Raw genomic sequence first — 16,176 nt, 5'->3', positions numbered from 1 at the left:
GCGAGAACGGAGATGACAACCCCGCTCGCCGGCCGCTACCGTCGCCACGACACGCGTGCGCCGAGCGGAGGAGAGGCCTGTCATGGCAGCGGAACCGGAGTCGAGCCAGGCACTCCAGCGCGAGGCGGGCCGGGGCCTGTGGTTCGGGATGGCCGCCTACGGCATCTGGGGCCTCTTCCCGCTCTACTGGCCGCTGCTGGAGCCCAGCGCCTCCGGCGACATCCTGGCCAACCGGATGGCCTGGTCGCTGGTGGTCGCCGTGGCCGTCCTCACCGTCCGCCGCCACTGGGCCTGGGTGCTGCCGCTGCTGCGCCAGCCCCGGCGGCTCGCGCTCTCCGCGCTGGCCGCCGCCGCGATCTCGGTCAACTGGGGCGTCTACATCTGGGGCGTCAACTCCGGGCACGTGGTGGAGACCAGCCTCGGGTACTTCATCAACCCGCTGGTCACCATCGGATTCGGCGTGCTCGTGCTGCGTGAGCGGCTGCGCCGCGCGCAGTGGGCGGCGGTCGGGGTCGGGGCGCTCGCCGTGGTCGTGCTCACCATCGGCTACGGGCGGCTGCCCTGGATCGCGCTCACCCTGGCGCTCAGCTTCGCGGTCTACGGGTTGCTGAAGAAGAAGATCGCGCTCGGCGGGCTGGAGAGCTTCGCGCTGGAGACGGCGTTCATCTTCCCCTTCGCCGTCGGCTTCCTGATCTACCGCTCGGCCACCGGCCATGCCGTCTTCGGGCACGGTGCGGGCCATCTCACGCTGCTGATGCTGACCGGCCCGATCACCGCCGTGCCGCTGCTCCTCTTCGGTGCCGCCGCGATCCGGATCCCGCTCTCCACCATGGGGCTGCTGCAGTACCTGGCGCCGGTCTTCCAGTTCCTCTGCGGCGTCCTCTACTTTCACGAGGCGATGCCGGGCGAGCGCTGGGCCGGTTTCGCGCTGGTCTGGGTGGCGCTGGTGCTGCTCACCTGGGACGCGGCGCGGCGGCTGCGGGCCGAGCGTGCCGACCGCGTCCGGTCAGCGGGTACGGCCGTGGTCGCGGGAGCTGGAGCAGGAGCGGGCACCGGCCTCGCCGTCGGGGCGGTGCCGGTGGTTCCGGCCCCGGCCCCGGCGGGCGACGTCACGCGGTGATGTCGCGGCTGCTGAAGCGCGCCCAGGCGGCCGAGCCGAATACGGCCACGTAGAGCGCCTGCAGCCCCAGGTCCTGCCCGATCTGGTGCCAGTACATCGGCTGCCGCAGCAGGTCGCCGAAGGAGAGCCAGTAGTGGGTGAGCAGCCAGGGCTGGATCGCGTGCAGCTGCGGGAAGCCGTCCAGCACCTGCACGATGATCACCAGGCCGACCGTGCTCGCCATCGCGGCGATCCCGCTGCCGGTCAGGGTGGAGATGAAGAGCCCGACCGCCACCAGCCCGGCCAGCGAGAGCGCCACCACCCCGCAGATCAGCACCACCCGCAGCAGGGCCGCGCCCAGGCCGATGGTGTCCCCCGAGAGCAGCGTGACATCGCCGACCGGGAAGAGGATCGAGCCGACGATCAGACCGGAGAGCGCCACCGCCAGTGTGGCCGCCACGCAGAAGGCCATCGACGCGGTGAACTTGGCCGCCAGCAGCCGGCTGCGACCGGCCGGGGCGACCAGCAGGTAGCGCAGCGTCCCGGTGGCCGCCTCGCCGGCCACCGAGTCGCCGGCCACCACGCCCACCGTCATCGGCAGGAAGATCGGCAGCGAGGTGGCCAGCGCGGTGAAGGTCAGGAAGACGCCGTTCTGGGTGACCTGGGCGATGAAGGCCGGTCCGCCGTCGCCGTGCAGGTTGCCGGTCTCGATCCGCACCACCACGCCGATCAGGATCGGCACCACGGCCAGCACGCCGAGCAGCGCGAGCGTCCGCAGCCTGCGGAAGGTCAGCGTCAGCTCGCTGCGGAAGAGCGCGAGGAACCCGGGGAGACTCTGCGCCCGCGGTCCGGCGGCGGCCGGGTCCGCCACCGCCACCCCCGCCGCCGCTCCCACCCCCGCCGCCGCTCCCGCTCCCGCCGCGGCTCCCGCTTCCGCCGTGCCGGCGCCCGCCGTCTCAGCCCGCGACATCGAAGCCCTCCCCGGTCAGCGCCACGAAGGCGTCCTCCAACGTGCCCCGCTCCAGGCTGAAACCGCGCACCCGTACCCCGGCCGCCACCAGCGCGGCGCACAGCTCGGGCAGCGACTCCTCGTCGACGGTGGCCAGTTCGCCGTCCACCCGGCCCTCACCGACCCGCAGGTCCGCCAGGCGGCGCTCGGTCAGCACGGCCAGCGCCGCCGCCGTGTCCGCCGTCCGCACCACCAGCCGGCCTTGGGCCCGGGCGGCCAGTTCGGCCACCGTGCCCTGCACCACCAGCCGGCCCTTGGACATCACGGCGGCGTGCGTGCAGACCTGCTCGATCTCGTCCAGCAGGTGGGAGGAGAGGAAGACGGTGGTGCCCTCCGCCGCGACCTCGCGCACCAGTGCCCGGATCTCCCGCATGCCCTGCGGGTCGAGGCCGTTGGTCGGCTCGTCCAGCACCAGCAGCTCGCGCGGCCGCAGCAGCGCGGCGGCCAGGCCGAGCCGCTGCTTCATGCCCAGCGAGTAGGCCCGCGCCTTCTTCCCCGCCGCGGCCGCCAGGCCCACCCGCTCCAGCGCGTGGGCCACCCGCTGTTCGCGGGTGCGCGGGTCGCAGGTGGGGTCGGCCGAGTCGTAGCGGACCAGGTTGTCCCGCCCGGAGAGGAACCCGTAGAGCGCGGGCCCCTCGATCAGCGCGCCGACCCGGGGCAGTACGCTGCCCGCCGACTGCGGCATCGGGGCGCCGAGCACCGTCGCCACGCCGGCGGTCGGGGCGATCAGGCCCATCAGCATCCGGATCGTGGTGGTCTTGCCCGAGCCGTTCGGACCGAGGAACCCGAAGACGCTGCCGCGCGGCACGGTCAGGTCCAGCTGGTCCACGGCCAGTTGGCCGCCGGCGAACCGCTTGGTCAGGCCCTGGGTGCGGATCACCGGCGGGCCGTCGAAGGGGACCGCGGCCGCCTCGGCGACCCGGCCCCCCTCGACGGCCCCCGCCGCGGCCGCGGCCGGAGACTGCGTCATCGCTACTCGACTCCCGCCGCTGCCTGCAGCACGGGCAGGGTGACGGCACCGGCGTAGACCCGGTTGTCGTCGGTGATCAGCACGTTGAGCACCTTGGTGCTGATCAGCCGGCCGCCGGCCACGGGCTTGCCGAGCGACTTGATCAGCTCACCGGCGTTCGGCAGCGCCTGCTTCGGGTGGTGGCCGCCGGCCGGCCGGCCGCCGTCCGCCGGGGTGCTCGCGCCCTGCGCGGGCAGCGTGAAGGAGAGCACGGCGGTCCAGTCGGTGCCGGTCACCTTCGCGCCGCCCTGGTCCTGCTGCGGGTGGCCGCCCTGCGGGTGCCGCGCCGGCTGCCCGGTTGTCTGCCCGGTTGTCTGCCCGGTTGTCTTCCCGGCTGTCTGCTGGACCACCTCGGCGCCCTTGGGCGGGGTGAAGTCGAAGGTGCTCGCGCTCGGCGCGGCGAAGGAGACGTCGCTGAAGTGCACGTCCAGCACGGTGCCGCCGGAGGCGGCGGTGGCCGTCACCGCGAGCGGGGTGCCGGTGGCGGCGTCCACCGCGATCCGCACCTCGCCGATCGTCGAGCCGGAGTGCGCGGGCTTGACGCTCAGCTGGTAGGCGTCCCGCCCGGCCACCGAGACGCTGCCGGCCACCGTGATGTCCGAGCTGCCCGCGCTGTCGGCCAGGAACTGCCGGGCGGCCTCCTCCGGGGTGGTCGGCACGCCGCTCAGCGGGGACTTCGCGTCCTCGGCGGCGGCCTGGCCGCCCGTCAGGTGCACGGCCTGGTTGCTCGCGCTGTCCCAGGCCCAGAGCTGGTTCCCGTCGCGGATCAGGTCGTACTCGGCCAGCGGCTCGACCAGCGCGATCCGCTGCTTGTCCGGGCCGTCGGCCGCGACCCGCAGCGTGTGGTCGCCGGAGAGCAGGGTGGCCAGCTGGGCCTGCGGGTCGGCGCTCGCGCCGCCGCCGTCCTGCTTGGCCTGACCGCTGCCGCCGGCCGCCCCCGCGGCACCCGCCGCCGCCGCGGCCGCGCCGCCCCGGCCCGCGAGGTCGAGCACCTGGCTCGGGATGCCGAGGTCGGTGGAGACCTGCACCGTGCCGCTCAGCGCGGTGGTCCGGTTCGCCAGCACCTTGGCGACCAGCTGCTGGGCCGTCACCTGGGGCAGGCTCGGGGTCCCGGGGCTGGCCAGGGCCGGCACCACGGCCACGCCCGTCGCGGCGATGGCGGCGACCGCCACCGGCACCAGCACCCGGACCGCGGTGCGGCGCCGTGCCCGGTAGGGAGCGCCGAGCGCCTCGGCCGGTGCCGACCCGTCCGGTTCCCGCTGTTCGTCGAACCCCGCGTACCCGCTGCTCATGGTGTCAGCCCCTCCGTCGAACTCCCGATCGTGCCTTCCCTCATGGCATCCATTAGAGACCCGCGGCACCTCCGGCCGCATCGCCCCGCAGGGTTAAGCCGGGCTACATCGCGTGGAGCAAACGACCCTGAGGCCGTATCAGGGTTGTCGGGGTCGGCGGGTCCTCCTGCTGGCGTAGGGTCGGCCCATGGACGCCACGCCACCCTCCACGCCGACCGCGCGGCCGAGTGCTTCGCAGCCGCCCGCGCCCGTGCCGGTGCCCGCGCCTGCGCCCGTGCCGGCGCAGCCGACCGCGACCGCGATGCGCCGCGCCCTGCGCCGCGCCCGCGACGGGGTGGCGCTGGACAGAGCCGAGGCCGCCGTGCTGCTGCAGGCCCGTGACCAGGACCTGGCCGACCTCTGCGGCACGGCCGCCCGGCTGCGCGACCAGGGCCTGGCGGCGGTCGGGCGCTCCGGCGTCATCACGTACTCCCGCAAGGTCTTCGTCCCGCTCACCCGGCTCTGCCGGGACCGCTGCCGCTACTGCACCTTCGTCACCGTCCCCGGCAAACTGCGCCGCGCCGGGCAGGGGATGTTCCTGTCACCTGACGAAGTACTGGAAATCTGCCGCCAGGGCGCCGCACTGGGCTGCAAGGAGGCCCTGTTCACGCTCGGCGACCGCCCCGAGGACCGCTGGCCCGAGGCCCGCGAGTGGCTGGACGCGCACGGCTACGACGACACCATCTCCTACCTGCGGGCGATCTCCATCCGGGTGCTGGAGGAGACCGGCCTGCTGCCGCACCTCAACCCGGGCGTCTGCACCTGGACCGACTTCCAGCGCCTGAAGCCGGTCTCCGGCAGCATGGGCATGATGCTGGAGACCACCGCGACCCGCCTGTGGTCCGAGCCGGACGGCCCGCACCACGGCTCGCCCGACAAGGAGCCCGCGGTGCGGCTGCGGGCCCTGGAGGACGCCGGGCGCAGCGCCGTCCCCTTCACCACCGGCCTGCTGATCGGCATCGGTGAGACCTACGAGGAGCGGGCCGACTCGCTCTTCGCGATCCGGAGCATCTCCCGCCAGTACCACGGCATCCAGGAGGTGATCATCCAGAACTTCCGGGCCAAGCCCGACACCGCGATGCGCGGCATGCCGGACGCGGAGCTGCAGGAGATCGCCGCCTGCATCGCGGTCGCCCGGGTGGTGCTCGGCCCCGGGATGCGGCTGCAGGCGCCGCCGAACCTGGTGGCGGGGGAGTACCAGCTGATCATCGGCGCGGGCATCGACGACTGGGGTGGCGTCTCCCCGCTCACCCCGGACCACGTCAACCCCGAGGCGCCCTGGCCGCAGATCGAGGAGCTGGCCGCCCGCACCGCCGAGCAGGGCTACCGGCTGCGCGAGCGGCTGACGGTCTATCCGGAGTTCCTGCGGCGCGGCGAGCCCTGGCTGGACCCGCGGATCCGCCCGCACGTGGCGGGCCTGCTGGAGCCGGAGACCGGGCTCGCCCTGGAGACGGCACCGGTGCTCGGCCGGCCCTGGCAGGAGCCGGAGGACCTCGGCTCCTCGGGCCGCACCGAGCTGCACCGCGAGATCGACACCGAGGGCCGCGGGGCGGAGCGGCGCGGCGACTTCGACGAGGTGTACGGGGACTGGGGCGCCCTGCGCGAGCAGGCCGCCGCCGTGCCCGCCGCCCGGCTGCCAGGCGACCTGCGCTCGGCGCTCGCGGTGGCCGCCGACGACCCGACGAAGCTGACGGACGACCAGGCGCTGACCCTCTTCCAGGCCGAGGGCGCCGGGCTGGACGCGCTCTGCCGGATCGCCGACGACGTGCGCCGCTCGGCGGTCGGCGACACCGTCACCTACTGCGTCACCCGGAACATCAACTTCACCAACGTCTGCTACACCGGCTGCCGCTTCTGCGCCTTCGCCCAGCGCCGCACCGACGCCGACGCCTACACCCTCTCGCTCGACCAGGTCGCCGAACGCGCCGCCCAGGCCTGGCAGGTGGGCGCCACCGAGGTCTGCATGCAGGGCGGCATCCACCCCGACCTGCCGGGCAGCGCGTACTTCGACATCGCGCGGGCCGTGAAGGAGCGGGTGCCCGGCATCCACGTGCACGCCTTCTCGCCGATGGAGGTGGTCAACGGCGCCACCCGCACCGGGCTGTCGATCCGCGAGTGGCTGACGGCGGCGAAGGAGGCGGGCCTGGACACCATCCCCGGCACCGCCGCCGAGATCCTGGACGACGACGTCCGCTGGATCCTCACCAAGGGCAAGCTGCCGGCCGACACCTGGGTCGAGGTCGTCAGCACCGCCCACGAGCTGGGCATCCGCTCCTCCTCGACGATGATGTACGGCCACGTCGACACCCCCGCCCACTGGCTGGGGCACCTGCGCCTGCTGGCCGCCATCCAGCAGCGCACCGGTGGCTTCACCGAGTTCGTCACCCTCCCGTTCATCCACACCAACGCCCCCGTCTACCTGGCCGGCATCGCCCGCCCCGGACCCACCCACCGGGACAACCGCGCCGTGGTGGCGATGGCCCGGCTGCTGCTGCACCCGCACATCCCCAACATCCAGACCAGCTGGGTCAAGCTGGGCGCGGAGGGGGCCGCCGAGATGCTGCGCGGCGGTGCCAACGACCTGGGCGGCACGCTGATGGAGGAGACCATCTCGCGGATGGCGGGCTCCGCCTACGGCAGCTACAAGTCGATCCGCGACCTGGAGGCCATCGCCGAGGCGGCCGGCCGCCCCTCGCGGCAGCGGACCACGACGTACGGCGAGGTGAGCGCGGAGCGGCGCGCGGCGGCGCTGGCCTCGGACGGGCACCTGCCGGAGCTGCTGCCGGTGCTGGAGTAGGGCGCGGCGGCATCCGGGGTGGCAGCGCGGCCGCTCGGCCGGTTGGCTGCTCGGCCGCTCAGAGGCCGGTGGTGTCCAACGCCAGGTCGAACGGCGCCGGCAGGTGGAGGACGGCCCCGAACGGGTGGGGGCCGTCCACCACCGCGTAGCCGAGGTCGTGCGGTTCGGCGAACAGGGTGCACGTGCGGTCCTGGCGGTCGGCCAGGAGGTAGAGCGGGGCGCCGTACTGCGCGTAGCGCTTGCGCTTGACGACCCGGTCGGTCTCGCCGTTCGACTCCGAGGTCACCTCGACCACCAGGAGGGTCTGGTGGGGGAGCAGCGCCCCGGCTCCCTCGGCCAGCTCCTGCGGCAGGACGGCGAGGTCGGGGATGTACCAGTTCGGCGAGCCGGGCAGGTCGAGGTTGCCCGAGCCGATGATGCAGCCGAGCTCATCGGCCTTGGCATCGAGCTGGCGGCGGATCCTGGCAGCCGTCTTCTCGTGGTCCCACATCGGTGACACCAGGACGATCCGCCCTTCGATGACCTGCGCCCACCGATGGTCGATGAGCTGGACGGCGTACTTCAGTGCTGCTTCGTGGTCGACGTCCCCGTACGCGATGGGTTGTGCACTCACGCTGACCATCCCTTCGCCTGGGCCGGGCCGGTGTCCGCTCGGCATCCACGGTACCGGGGTCCGACCGACCGCAGTGGTCACGCCGCCACCGGCTCCCGCGTCGCGCTGCGCAACTGCTCCCGCGTCGCGCGCAGGGCCGCCCGGGCGTTGGCGGCACCGACGGCGGTCGCCGCGTGGCCGCCGCCGATGGCGAGGACCGGTGTGCCGCGCCCGGCGCAGCGGCCGCAGCGGCCGGGCCCGGCCACCGGGGCGTTGCACTCCGTGCACTCCGCGCGCTCGGGCGGCGGGGTTGTCGGTGGCGCTGTCGGTGGCGCTGTCGACGGGGCTGTTGGCGGGGCTGTTGGTGGGTCCGTCAGCGGGGCCGGCAGGGAGCCCGGCACGGGCGGCATCTTGCGCTGCAACCGGTCGCGCAGCAGGCCCAGCGGCGAGTGCAGCGGTGTGGGCAGTGTGGGCAACAGTGCCTGGGCGAGGTCGGCGAGCGTGCTCCCCCGCTCCAGCCAACTCGCCACCAGCGGCGCCAGCTGCAGCGCCTCGGCCTCGCCGAGCCGCAGGCGGCGCTCGGGTCGGATCACCCGGTAGAGCGCGGCCACGGCCTCGCGCAGCACAGGGTCGGGTTCGGCGGGTGGGTCGGGTGCGACCGGACGGGTGGGGAGGGGGGTGGGTACTTTCCCCCGGTTCTTTCTCTTTTGGCTGACAGGGGATCCGGGTCTCACCGCACCGGGTCCCTGGATGGTGGCAGTCGGCGCCACCAGCCGCGGAGTCTCGTATTGCGGAGTGTCGTAGACGTGGACCTCGCTGCGGAGCTTCCCGTCCGGGAGCCGCACGGCCAGCACGTGGTAGTAGCCCGCCTCCCGCAGCTCCTTGAGCGCCTTGTGGACGGCGGTCCGCCCCTGCGGGCTGGAGTCGGCCATCCGCCGCCCGTCCTCGCACCAGCCGTCGGGGCGGGAGAGCAGGTCGCAGAGCAGGCCGCGCGCGGTGAAGCTCAGGCCGCGGTTCTGCAGCAGGGCGTTGGGCAATACCGCGAAGTCGCGCCGATGAGCGGTAACATGAAGGTGCATCACGAGACTTGCCTCCGAGTGTTGTCGGGAGCCGGCCTCCGAGTGCCAAGCCCCGGGGTGTTGGAGCACCGCCGGGGCAAACTGGCTTTCTGGTGGCTTTTCCACGGAACGTAGCACGCCAACTCCCGTGCACCATCGCGCATTCACTCGAACGGGCTGCGCAGGGGGCGCGCATCCACTCGCACACGCCCGGCGCGCGCCTGCTCGGTCGGGGAGCGGGGCTGGCCTCACCCGCCCGCGGGCCCAGGTCGATACCGCCTCGTCCGAGTGCTCCGTGGTGTCGTCGGCATGGAAATCACCGCGCACACCGCGACCGACTCCTCGTCGAGAACCTCGTAGAGCTCGTTCTTGAGATCGCCCCAACCCATGCCACCGGCCGGGGCGGCCCGGAAATGACTTGGGGTCAGCTGACATCATTCCTTCGAGCACGAGGATGATCACCAAGCGGAGTCACACGGGGGTACGGATGAGATTGCGGCCGAAGGCAGTGGCAGTGACGGTCGGGCTGGTGCTCCCGCTGGCGGCCGGGTGCGGCGGCTCGGGCGGGGTGCCGGGGCCGGCGGGGAGCCACGCGGCGCAGGTGCCGCCGCCGGCGACGGGTGGCGCGGGTCCGGCGACGCCGGGTGCGGGGTCCTCGTTCCCGGCGAGCGGGCTGGTGATCAGTGCCGGGTGCACGGTGCCCGCGGACAGCCCGGCGAAGGTGTGGGTCAGCGGGTACGACCCGAGCAGTTGGAAGAAGGTGGCCTCGGCCCAGTTCACGCTGCCGGCCAACGTGGCGATCAGTCCGGTCAGCGGGCAGGACCTGAGCGCGCTCGACGCGCTCTGCGCCGGCAACTTCCCGGTCCCCGGCTCCGATGACGGTGCGCCCTCGGACCAGGCCTTCGGCCCGGAGGTGCGGCAGCTGTTCGACCACGACTTCACCCACCTCGCGGTTGTCACCTCGGACGCCAAGACCGGGGCCAGCCACGTCGGATACGTCGACCTGGCAGGCAAGTTCACCGACCTGACCGGGGACAGTACGGGCTTCACCAGCACCCCCGCGGAGCGCGACGCACTCTTCGCCCCCGACGGGTCGAGCGTCTGGTTCAGCTACCGCGACGCCGCGGGCCAGCAGCACATCGCCAGCCGCGCCGTCTCGGGCGGCCACCAGATCACCGAGCAGTGGACGGGCGCGCCCGGCACGCTCGGCAACGTCACCCTGGCGCTCGGCGGCAGCCCGCTGCACGGGGTGCTGGGCGGGGACCTGTCCTTCAGCCCGGACGGCAAGCGGGTGGTCGGCTTCGTCGACGGCCAGGGCGAGAACGTCGTGAACGTGGCGGCCAGCGGCCTGCTGTCCACGGCCTCCGCCCCCGCCGCGATCCCGGACCTCGACTGCCGACCGGTCGGCTGGGTCGACGACCACACCATCCTCTGCGGTCACTCCGCCCTCGGCAGCGTCGACAGCTCGGGGGCGAACTACCAGAACAACATCTGGACCATCGACGTCGACAAGATGCAGCCCGGGGCCTGGGACCACGCGAAGGACGCCGCCTCGCCCCCGCTGCTTCCGGTGACCGACCGCAAGAACCTGCCGGTCGCGATCTCTCCCGACGGGAAGCGGGTGCTGTTCCGCTCGTTGCAGGGATCGACCGAGCAGCCCTTCGTCACCGATCTCACCCCCGGCGCGCAGCCGCAGCAGATCACCGCCCCGGACGCCGCCACGGCCCTCGGGACGGGGGACGTGGTCATCGACTGGCGCTAGCGGTGGGCGGTTCGCCCGGCTCCGCACGCCGGTGGCGCAGGGCCCGAACGTGCCGCAGGCCCGGCCGTATCGGCCGGGCTGCTGGCGGGTGCCTGGCGGGTGCCTGGCGGGGTGAGAGGGGCGGGAGGGGCTCAGGCGGCGAGCTTCAGGGCGGCCAGGGCGCGGCGGGCGGTGCGGGCGCGCAGGCGGATGGTGACGAGGCGGGCGACGGCCTCGCACAGGGCCATCAGGACGAAGGCGGCGACCCAGGCCTGGGAGCCGGTGATGTCCTGGTCGCGGCTGAAGTCGGCCACGGTGGTGGCGAAGTGGGTGTGCTCGGTGGCGAGCACGAAGACGATGCGGGCCCCGATGCCGCCGACCCACAGGGCCGCGGCGGCCAGGCCGGCCTTGGCGTGCACGCCCTCGTCGTGGGTGGCCCAGACCCGGGTGGTGGCGCCGGCGGCGATGCCGAGCGCGGTGCCGAGACCGGCCAGGGCGAGTTCGAGGCCGAGGTCGCCACCGGCGGTGGGGATGGAGCGCAGGTAGTAGGCGGCGGTACCGGCGACCAGGACGATCGGCAGGACCAGGCCCGCCAGGTCGAGGCGTCCGCCGCGGATCTGGCGAACGACGAGGAGGACCAGGACCAGCTGCACGCAGTACTCGGTGGTGTTCATGGGAAGACCTTCCCGCGCCGGGCCCTGGTGCGGCGTCAACCCCGGGGTGGGGCCGCCGGTTGAACCGCGTCCTCCACCCCCGGGTGGAGGCGGGGGTGGAGGGCAGGGCCCAACCGGCACCGTCGGGGAGCGCTACGGCGTGGTGAGGTCCTTGTAGTGGACGGTGGCGCTGCGCCGGATCGTCATGCCGAGCTTCTCGTAGAGCGACAGCGCGCCGGTGTTGGAGTGCGTCCAGAGCGTGCAGACCGGCCGGCCCTGGCGGTGGAAGCCGCGGAAGGTGTGCTGCAGCAGGACGCGGGCGATCCCCTGGTTGCGGTGGTCGCGCCGCACCGCGACCCGCTCGATGTAGCCCTCGCCGCTCTCCGGGACGTCCAGCGACAGCACCGCGCCGACGAGTTGGTCCCCGGCGAAGGCCAGCATCGAGACGGCCGGTGCGAAGGTGGCGCGCTCGACGGTGAGCAGCGCCCACTCCTCGTAGGACCGCCGGCGCTGCTGCCACTCGTCGAAGGCGTCCTCGGTGAGTTGGTGCGCCGCCCGCTCGTCGCCGGGCCGGAACGGGCGGACCGTGATGCCCGCCGGCGGCTCGGGCACCACCGGTTCGGTGGGCGAGATGAGCTCCAGCAGCCAGCTGGTGACCATCGGCACGTAGCCGTGCCGTCGAAGCAGTGCGACGCCCTGGTGATCGCGGTCCGGGACGGTCTGGGCGATCCGCGTGCCACCCGACTCGCGGGCCCGCGCCTCGACCCAGGTCAGCAGCGAGTCGCCCAGGCCCAGCCCCCGGTGACCGGGGTGGACGTCGACCTCGGAGCGCCGGTTCACCCAGGCGCGGCCCGCCAGTTCGCCGTCCGGTGCGAACACGAGCAGGGTGTCCAGCGCCGGATCCAGGCCGGGCCGGGCGAGGTCCGCGGCGACGATGTCGAGATCGGTCTCGACGCTTCCGTCCAACTCCTCTTCACAGGAGGCGATCAGACGGTACATCAGTTCGATGTCGGCGGTGGTCGCCGGGCGGCTGCGGTAGCCGGGCGGCAGGTGGTGGGGTAGGAGAGCAGGCATGTGATGAACCCTGGGCCATCACTCCGCACCCTGTCGACCCGTTTCGCGGCTCCGGGGGTCCGCGGCGGCTCCGGGTGGCGCGGCGCCCACTCCCAGGAATGCGGGAACGCCGATTTCCGACTCTGCCGCGCCGGGGCTGGAAATACCTCGGGAAACGGCCTCCGAATGGGAACCCCGCGAGGGTCCCGTCCGTTCTCAATAAGGCTGATCAGCGCGGTATTTGACACTCTGGGCTATTTCGCCGAGCTGTGATTTACTCCCGCAATGACTTCCCAGACGATCACCGCGTCCTCGTCCGGCACCTGGCAGCTCGGCAACCTGACGGTCAACCGGCTCGGCTTCGGCGCGATGCGCCTGACCGGCACCGGCCCCTTCGACATGGGTGTCCCCAGCGACCGCGCCCGGTCGATCGCGGTGCTGCGGCGCGCGGTGGAGTTGGGGGTGAACCACATCGACACCGCCGCGTTCTACTTCTCCGCGCTCCGCTCGGCCAACGAGCTGATCAACACCGCGCTCGCGCCCCGCACCGAGGACCTGGTGATCACCACCAAGGTCGGCCCGGGCCGGGACAACAGCGGCGAGTGGTGGTGGGCCGAGCCGGCCCAACTGCGCGGGCAGGTGGAGGAGAACCTGCGCCAGCTCGGCCGCGACCACCTCGACGTGGTGAACCTGCGGAACAAGGGCAGGGCGGTTGCGCCCCTCGTCGAGCGGTTCGGCGCGCTGGCCGAGCTGCGTGAGGCGGGGCTGATCCGGCACCTGGGGCTCTCCAACGTGACGGTCGAGCAGCTCGCCGCCGCGCGGGCCGTCGCGCCGGTGGTCTGCGTGCAGAACCGGTTCGGCATCGGTGCCACGGCCGAGCAGCGCGAGGTGCTGCGGGTCTGCGGGGAGCGGGGTGTGGCGTTCGTGCCGTTCTTCGCGATCGCGGGGGAGGGGCGCGAGGAGGGCGTCGCCGAGGGCCAGGACCAGGCGGTGCTCGACATCGCCCGGGCGCACGGGGCCTCGGTCGCCCAGGTGCGGCTGGCCTGGACCCTGCAGCAGGGCCCGCACGTGCTGGCCATCCCGGGCACCGGCAACCCGGACCACCTGGTGGAGAACGTGGCGGCCGCCGCGCTGCGGCTCACCGAGGCGGAGCTGGCCCGGCTCGACGCCGTCTGAGGCCGGGCCGGGCGGCGGCGGTCGGGCGGCGGCGTCGGGCGGCGGCGTCGGGCGGCGCTGGCGTTGACGTCAGGGTCAAGGTCTACGGTCGAGGGGACCGAGCGGGCAGGAGGCCATGGGATGCGGATCGGGGAGCTGGCGGAGCGTGCGGGAACGACCACCCGCACCTTGCGGTACTACGAGTCGCGCGGCCTGCTGACCGCCCGGCGCACCGGCAACGGCTACCGGGCGTACGGGGAGGACGAGCTGCGGCTGGTCCGCCAGATCCGGCTGCTCCAGGACTTCGGCTTCGAGCTGGAGGACACCCGCCCCTTCGTGGAGTGCCTGCGGGCGGGGCACGCGGCGGGTGACTCCTGCCCGGCCTCGCTGGAGGTCTACCGGCGCAAGCTGGCCGAGCTGGACGACTGCCTGGCCCGGCTCGGCGCGGTGCGCGAGCAGGTGGCGGGGCAGCTGGCCCGCGCCGAGTTGGAGGTGGCGAGCGCGCACGCGGAGCCCCGGTGCGAGTGGACGGCCCAGCAGTCGCCGGCCCGGCAGACAGTGACTCAACAGGCAGCGACTCAACAGGCCGCGGCCCAACAGGCCGCGGCCCAACAGACAGTGGCCCAACAGACACGGGAGGACGAGGTAGATGGCTGAGAAGGTGGCAGCGGTGACCGACGCGAGTTTCGGCGTGGAGGTGCTGGAGAGCGAGCTCCCGGTGCTGGTCGACTTCACCGCCGACTGGTGCCCGCCGTGCCGGATGATCGCACCGGTGCTGGACGCGGTGGCGGTCGAGGAGGCGCACCGGATCAAGGTGGTCTCGCTCGACGTGGACACCAACCCCGAGACGCAGGCCGCCTACGGAGTGCTCTCGATGCCGACCCTGATGGTCTTCAAGGGCGGCGAGCCGGTGAAGGTGATGGTCGGCGCCCGGGCGAAGGCCAAGCTGCTGCGGGAGCTGGCCGAGGTGGTCGCCTAGGAGCTGGGTGGCCGGGGTGGGCGCCGCGAGGCGCTGAAAGCACCTTGCGCGATGGTGGGTGTGCTGCCTATCCTCCTGCTCAGCGCGTTGATGGAGACGAGTAACCGCGGGATTCCGCGAGCCGAGAGAGCCGCCGGCAGCTGTGAAGGCGGCCTCGTGCCCGTGGTGAAGACACTCCGGAGTGCTGAGCAGTGCAAGAGGCCGCCCCCGGCCGCCGAGCGGCAGGGTGGCGACGAAAGTGCGGTGGCACCGCGAGTCACCCTTCTCGCCCGCACTTCCAAGGGATCACGTCGAGGTCCGTGGAGGACTGCGATGATCCACCCCGTCGAGCGCACCATGGTCGCCGACCTGCGCCAACACGCCGAAGAATCCCCCGGGGCCGGCCGGACGGTCACCGTCGCCGGCTGGGTGCACACCCTGCGCCTGCAGAGCACGATGCAGTTCGTCCTGGTCCGCGACCAGAGCGGCATCGTCCAGGTCACCCACCGCAAGGCGGACGACGAGCTGACCGCCGTGCTGGACGGTCTCACCACCGAGTCCGCGGTGCGGATCACCGGCCGGGTGGTCGCCAACCCGGTGGTCAAGCTGGGTGGCCTGGAGCTGGTCCCCGAGACGGTGGAGGTGCTCAACCGGGCCGCCGCGCCGCTGCCGATCGACGAGCACTCGGGCCCCGAACCCCGGCTGGACTGGCGGTTCCTGGACATCCGGCGCCGCCCGGCGGCCCAGCTGGTCTTCGCCGTGCAGACCACCTTCGAGGCGGGCATGCGCGAGTACGCCTACGCGGCCGGCTGCACCGAGCTGCACACCCCGAAGCTGATGGGCACCGCCTCCGAGTCCGGCGCCGAGGTCTTCGAGCTGGGCTACTTCGGCGGCAGCGCCTACCTGGCCCAATCGCCGCAGTTCTACAAGCAGATGGCGATCGCGAGCGGCATCGACCGGGTCTTCGAGATCGGGCCGGTGTTCCGCGCCGAGCCCTCCTACACCTCCCGGCACGCCACCGAGTTCACCGGTGTCGACGTCGAACTCGCCTGGACCACCGACGTCGAGGAGGTGCAGCGGTTCGAGGAGGAGATGATCGCGCACGCCCTGGGTCGGGTGGCCGAGCGCCACGGTGCCGCGATCCAGGAGGAGTTCGGGGTGGCGGTGACGGTGCCGACCACGCCGTTCCCGCGGGTCACCATGGCCGAGGCGCACCGGATCCTGCGCGAGGAGCTGGGCTGGGACCCCGAGGGCGTCAAGGTCGACCTCGACCCCGAGGGCGAGCGCGCGCTGTCGGCTCACTTCCAGCGGGAGACCGGGCACGAGTTCGTCTTCGTCACCCACTACCCGGCCGGGATCAGGCCGTTCTACCACGCCCGACCGGCCGACCGGCCCGACCTCACGCTCAGCTTCGACCTGCTCTGGAAGGGCCTGGAGGTCACCACCGGTGCCCAGCGCGAGCACCGCTACGAGGTGCTGGTCGAGCAGGCGGCGCAGAAGGGCATGCGGACCGAGCCGCTGGCCGACTACCTGAACTGCTTCCGCTACGGCTGCCCGCCGCACGGCGGCTTCGGGATGGGCCTGGGGCGGATGCTGATGGTGCTGCTCGGCCTGGGCTCGCTGCGCGACGCGGTCTTCCTCTTCCGCGGGCCGAACCGCCTGACGCCGTGACCCGCTGACGCCGTGAGCCCTTCGCGCGGCTCATGGCGTCAGCGGAGCCG

General features: G+C 73.2%; 15 protein-coding genes. 7 read left to right on the top strand and 8 right to left on the bottom strand.

What is annotated here, in order from left to right:
• The first annotated feature begins 82 nt into the window (after positions 1-82).
• The gene (gene rarD, locus OG455_RS17065) at positions 83-1,120 is read left to right on the top strand and encodes an EamA family transporter RarD (RefSeq protein WP_266294574.1); all 1,038 of its coding nucleotides are present in this window, start codon (positions 83-85) and stop codon (positions 1,118-1,120) included.
• Here the strand turns inward: rarD and OG455_RS17060 are convergent.
• The 3 genes from OG455_RS17060 to OG455_RS17050 are packed head-to-tail and all read right to left on the bottom strand — an operon-like array spanning position 1,110 to position 4,409.
• Positions 1,110-2,069 (bottom strand): ABC transporter permease, encoded by a 960-nt coding sequence (locus tag OG455_RS17060; RefSeq protein WP_266294572.1) that lies wholly within the window; start codon positions 2,067-2,069, stop codon positions 1,110-1,112. The genes rarD and OG455_RS17060 overlap by 11 nt on opposite strands.
• Entirely contained in the window at positions 2,056-3,078 is a 1,023-nt protein-coding gene (locus tag OG455_RS17055; protein ID WP_266294570.1) for an ABC transporter ATP-binding protein, read from the bottom strand. Before OG455_RS17055 ends, OG455_RS17060 begins: the two co-directional genes overlap by 14 nt.
• Before the next feature lie 2 nt (positions 3,079-3,080).
• Complete coding sequence (locus OG455_RS17050; protein ID WP_266294568.1) at positions 3,081-4,409, bottom strand: DUF2092 domain-containing protein; 1,329 nt, start codon at positions 4,407-4,409, stop codon at positions 3,081-3,083.
• 187 nt (positions 4,410-4,596) lie between these two features.
• Here OG455_RS17050 and OG455_RS17045 point away from each other — a divergent pair, with 187 nt between their 5' ends.
• Entirely contained in the window at positions 4,597-7,245 is a 2,649-nt protein-coding gene (locus OG455_RS17045; RefSeq protein WP_266294566.1) for a bifunctional FO biosynthesis protein CofGH, read from the top strand.
• Between the two features lie 58 nt (positions 7,246-7,303).
• Here OG455_RS17045 and OG455_RS17040 read toward each other — a convergent pair whose 3' ends face one another.
• The 3 genes from OG455_RS17040 to OG455_RS17030 all read right to left on the bottom strand — a co-directional run bounded on the left by OG455_RS17040 (position 7,304) and on the right by OG455_RS17030 (position 9,675).
• Complete coding sequence (locus tag OG455_RS17040) at positions 7,304-7,867, bottom strand: Uma2 family endonuclease (RefSeq protein ID WP_266294564.1); 564 nt, start codon at positions 7,865-7,867, stop codon at positions 7,304-7,306.
• Between the two features lie 68 nt (positions 7,868-7,935).
• Positions 7,936-8,916 carry a hypothetical protein gene (locus tag OG455_RS17035; protein ID WP_266294562.1) on the bottom strand — a complete coding sequence of 327 codons (981 nt, stop codon included), beginning with the start codon at positions 8,914-8,916 and terminating at the stop codon, positions 7,936-7,938.
• 450 nt (positions 8,917-9,366) lie between these two features.
• Positions 9,367-9,675 carry a hypothetical protein gene (locus OG455_RS17030; protein WP_266294560.1) on the bottom strand — a complete coding sequence of 103 codons (309 nt, stop codon included), beginning with the start codon at positions 9,673-9,675 and terminating at the stop codon, positions 9,367-9,369.
• On the opposite strand from OG455_RS17030, the gene OG455_RS17025 reads away from it, so the two are divergent.
• Entirely contained in the window at positions 9,656-10,657 is a 1,002-nt protein-coding gene (locus OG455_RS17025; protein WP_266294558.1) for a hypothetical protein, read from the top strand. The genes OG455_RS17030 and OG455_RS17025 overlap by 20 nt on opposite strands.
• A gap of 131 nt (positions 10,658-10,788) precedes the next feature.
• Here the strand turns inward: OG455_RS17025 and OG455_RS17020 are convergent, their stop codons facing one another.
• Positions 10,789-11,310: a hypothetical protein gene (locus OG455_RS17020; protein WP_266294556.1), complete on the bottom strand. Its 522-nt coding sequence runs from the start codon at positions 11,308-11,310 to the stop codon at positions 10,789-10,791.
• Between the two features lie 132 nt (positions 11,311-11,442).
• Positions 11,443-12,363 (bottom strand): GNAT family N-acetyltransferase, encoded by a 921-nt coding sequence (locus OG455_RS17015; RefSeq protein ID WP_266294554.1) that lies wholly within the window; start codon positions 12,361-12,363, stop codon positions 11,443-11,445.
• A 264-nt stretch (positions 12,364-12,627) separates the two neighbouring features.
• On the opposite strand from OG455_RS17015, the gene OG455_RS17010 reads away from it, so the two are divergent.
• The 4 genes from OG455_RS17010 to aspS all read left to right on the top strand — a co-directional run bounded on the left by OG455_RS17010 (position 12,628) and on the right by aspS (position 16,126).
• Entirely contained in the window at positions 12,628-13,518 is an 891-nt protein-coding gene (locus OG455_RS17010) for an aldo/keto reductase (protein WP_266294552.1), read from the top strand.
• Positions 13,519-13,638: 120 nt separating this feature from the next.
• A complete protein-coding gene (locus OG455_RS17005; protein WP_266294551.1) occupies positions 13,639-14,154 on the top strand; it encodes a MerR family transcriptional regulator in 516 nt (171 codons plus the stop codon).
• On the top strand, positions 14,147-14,476 hold the full coding sequence (gene trxA, locus OG455_RS17000; protein ID WP_323185528.1) for a thioredoxin: 330 nt from the start codon (positions 14,147-14,149) through the stop codon (positions 14,474-14,476). Before OG455_RS17005 ends, trxA begins: the two co-directional genes overlap by 8 nt.
• Positions 14,477-14,788: 312 nt before the next feature.
• Positions 14,789-16,126 carry an aspartate--tRNA(Asn) ligase gene (aspS, locus tag OG455_RS16995; RefSeq protein ID WP_266294549.1) on the top strand — a complete coding sequence of 446 codons (1,338 nt, stop codon included), beginning with the start codon at positions 14,789-14,791 and terminating at the stop codon, positions 16,124-16,126.
• Positions 16,127-16,176: the final 50 nt, after the last annotated feature.

Source organism: Kitasatospora sp. NBC_01287, assembly GCF_026340565.1.
Taxonomy (GTDB): domain Bacteria; phylum Actinomycetota; class Actinomycetes; order Streptomycetales; family Streptomycetaceae; genus Kitasatospora.
The sequence above is the reverse complement of the archived record's forward strand: the minus strand, read 5'-3'. Positions and strand labels throughout refer to the sequence as shown.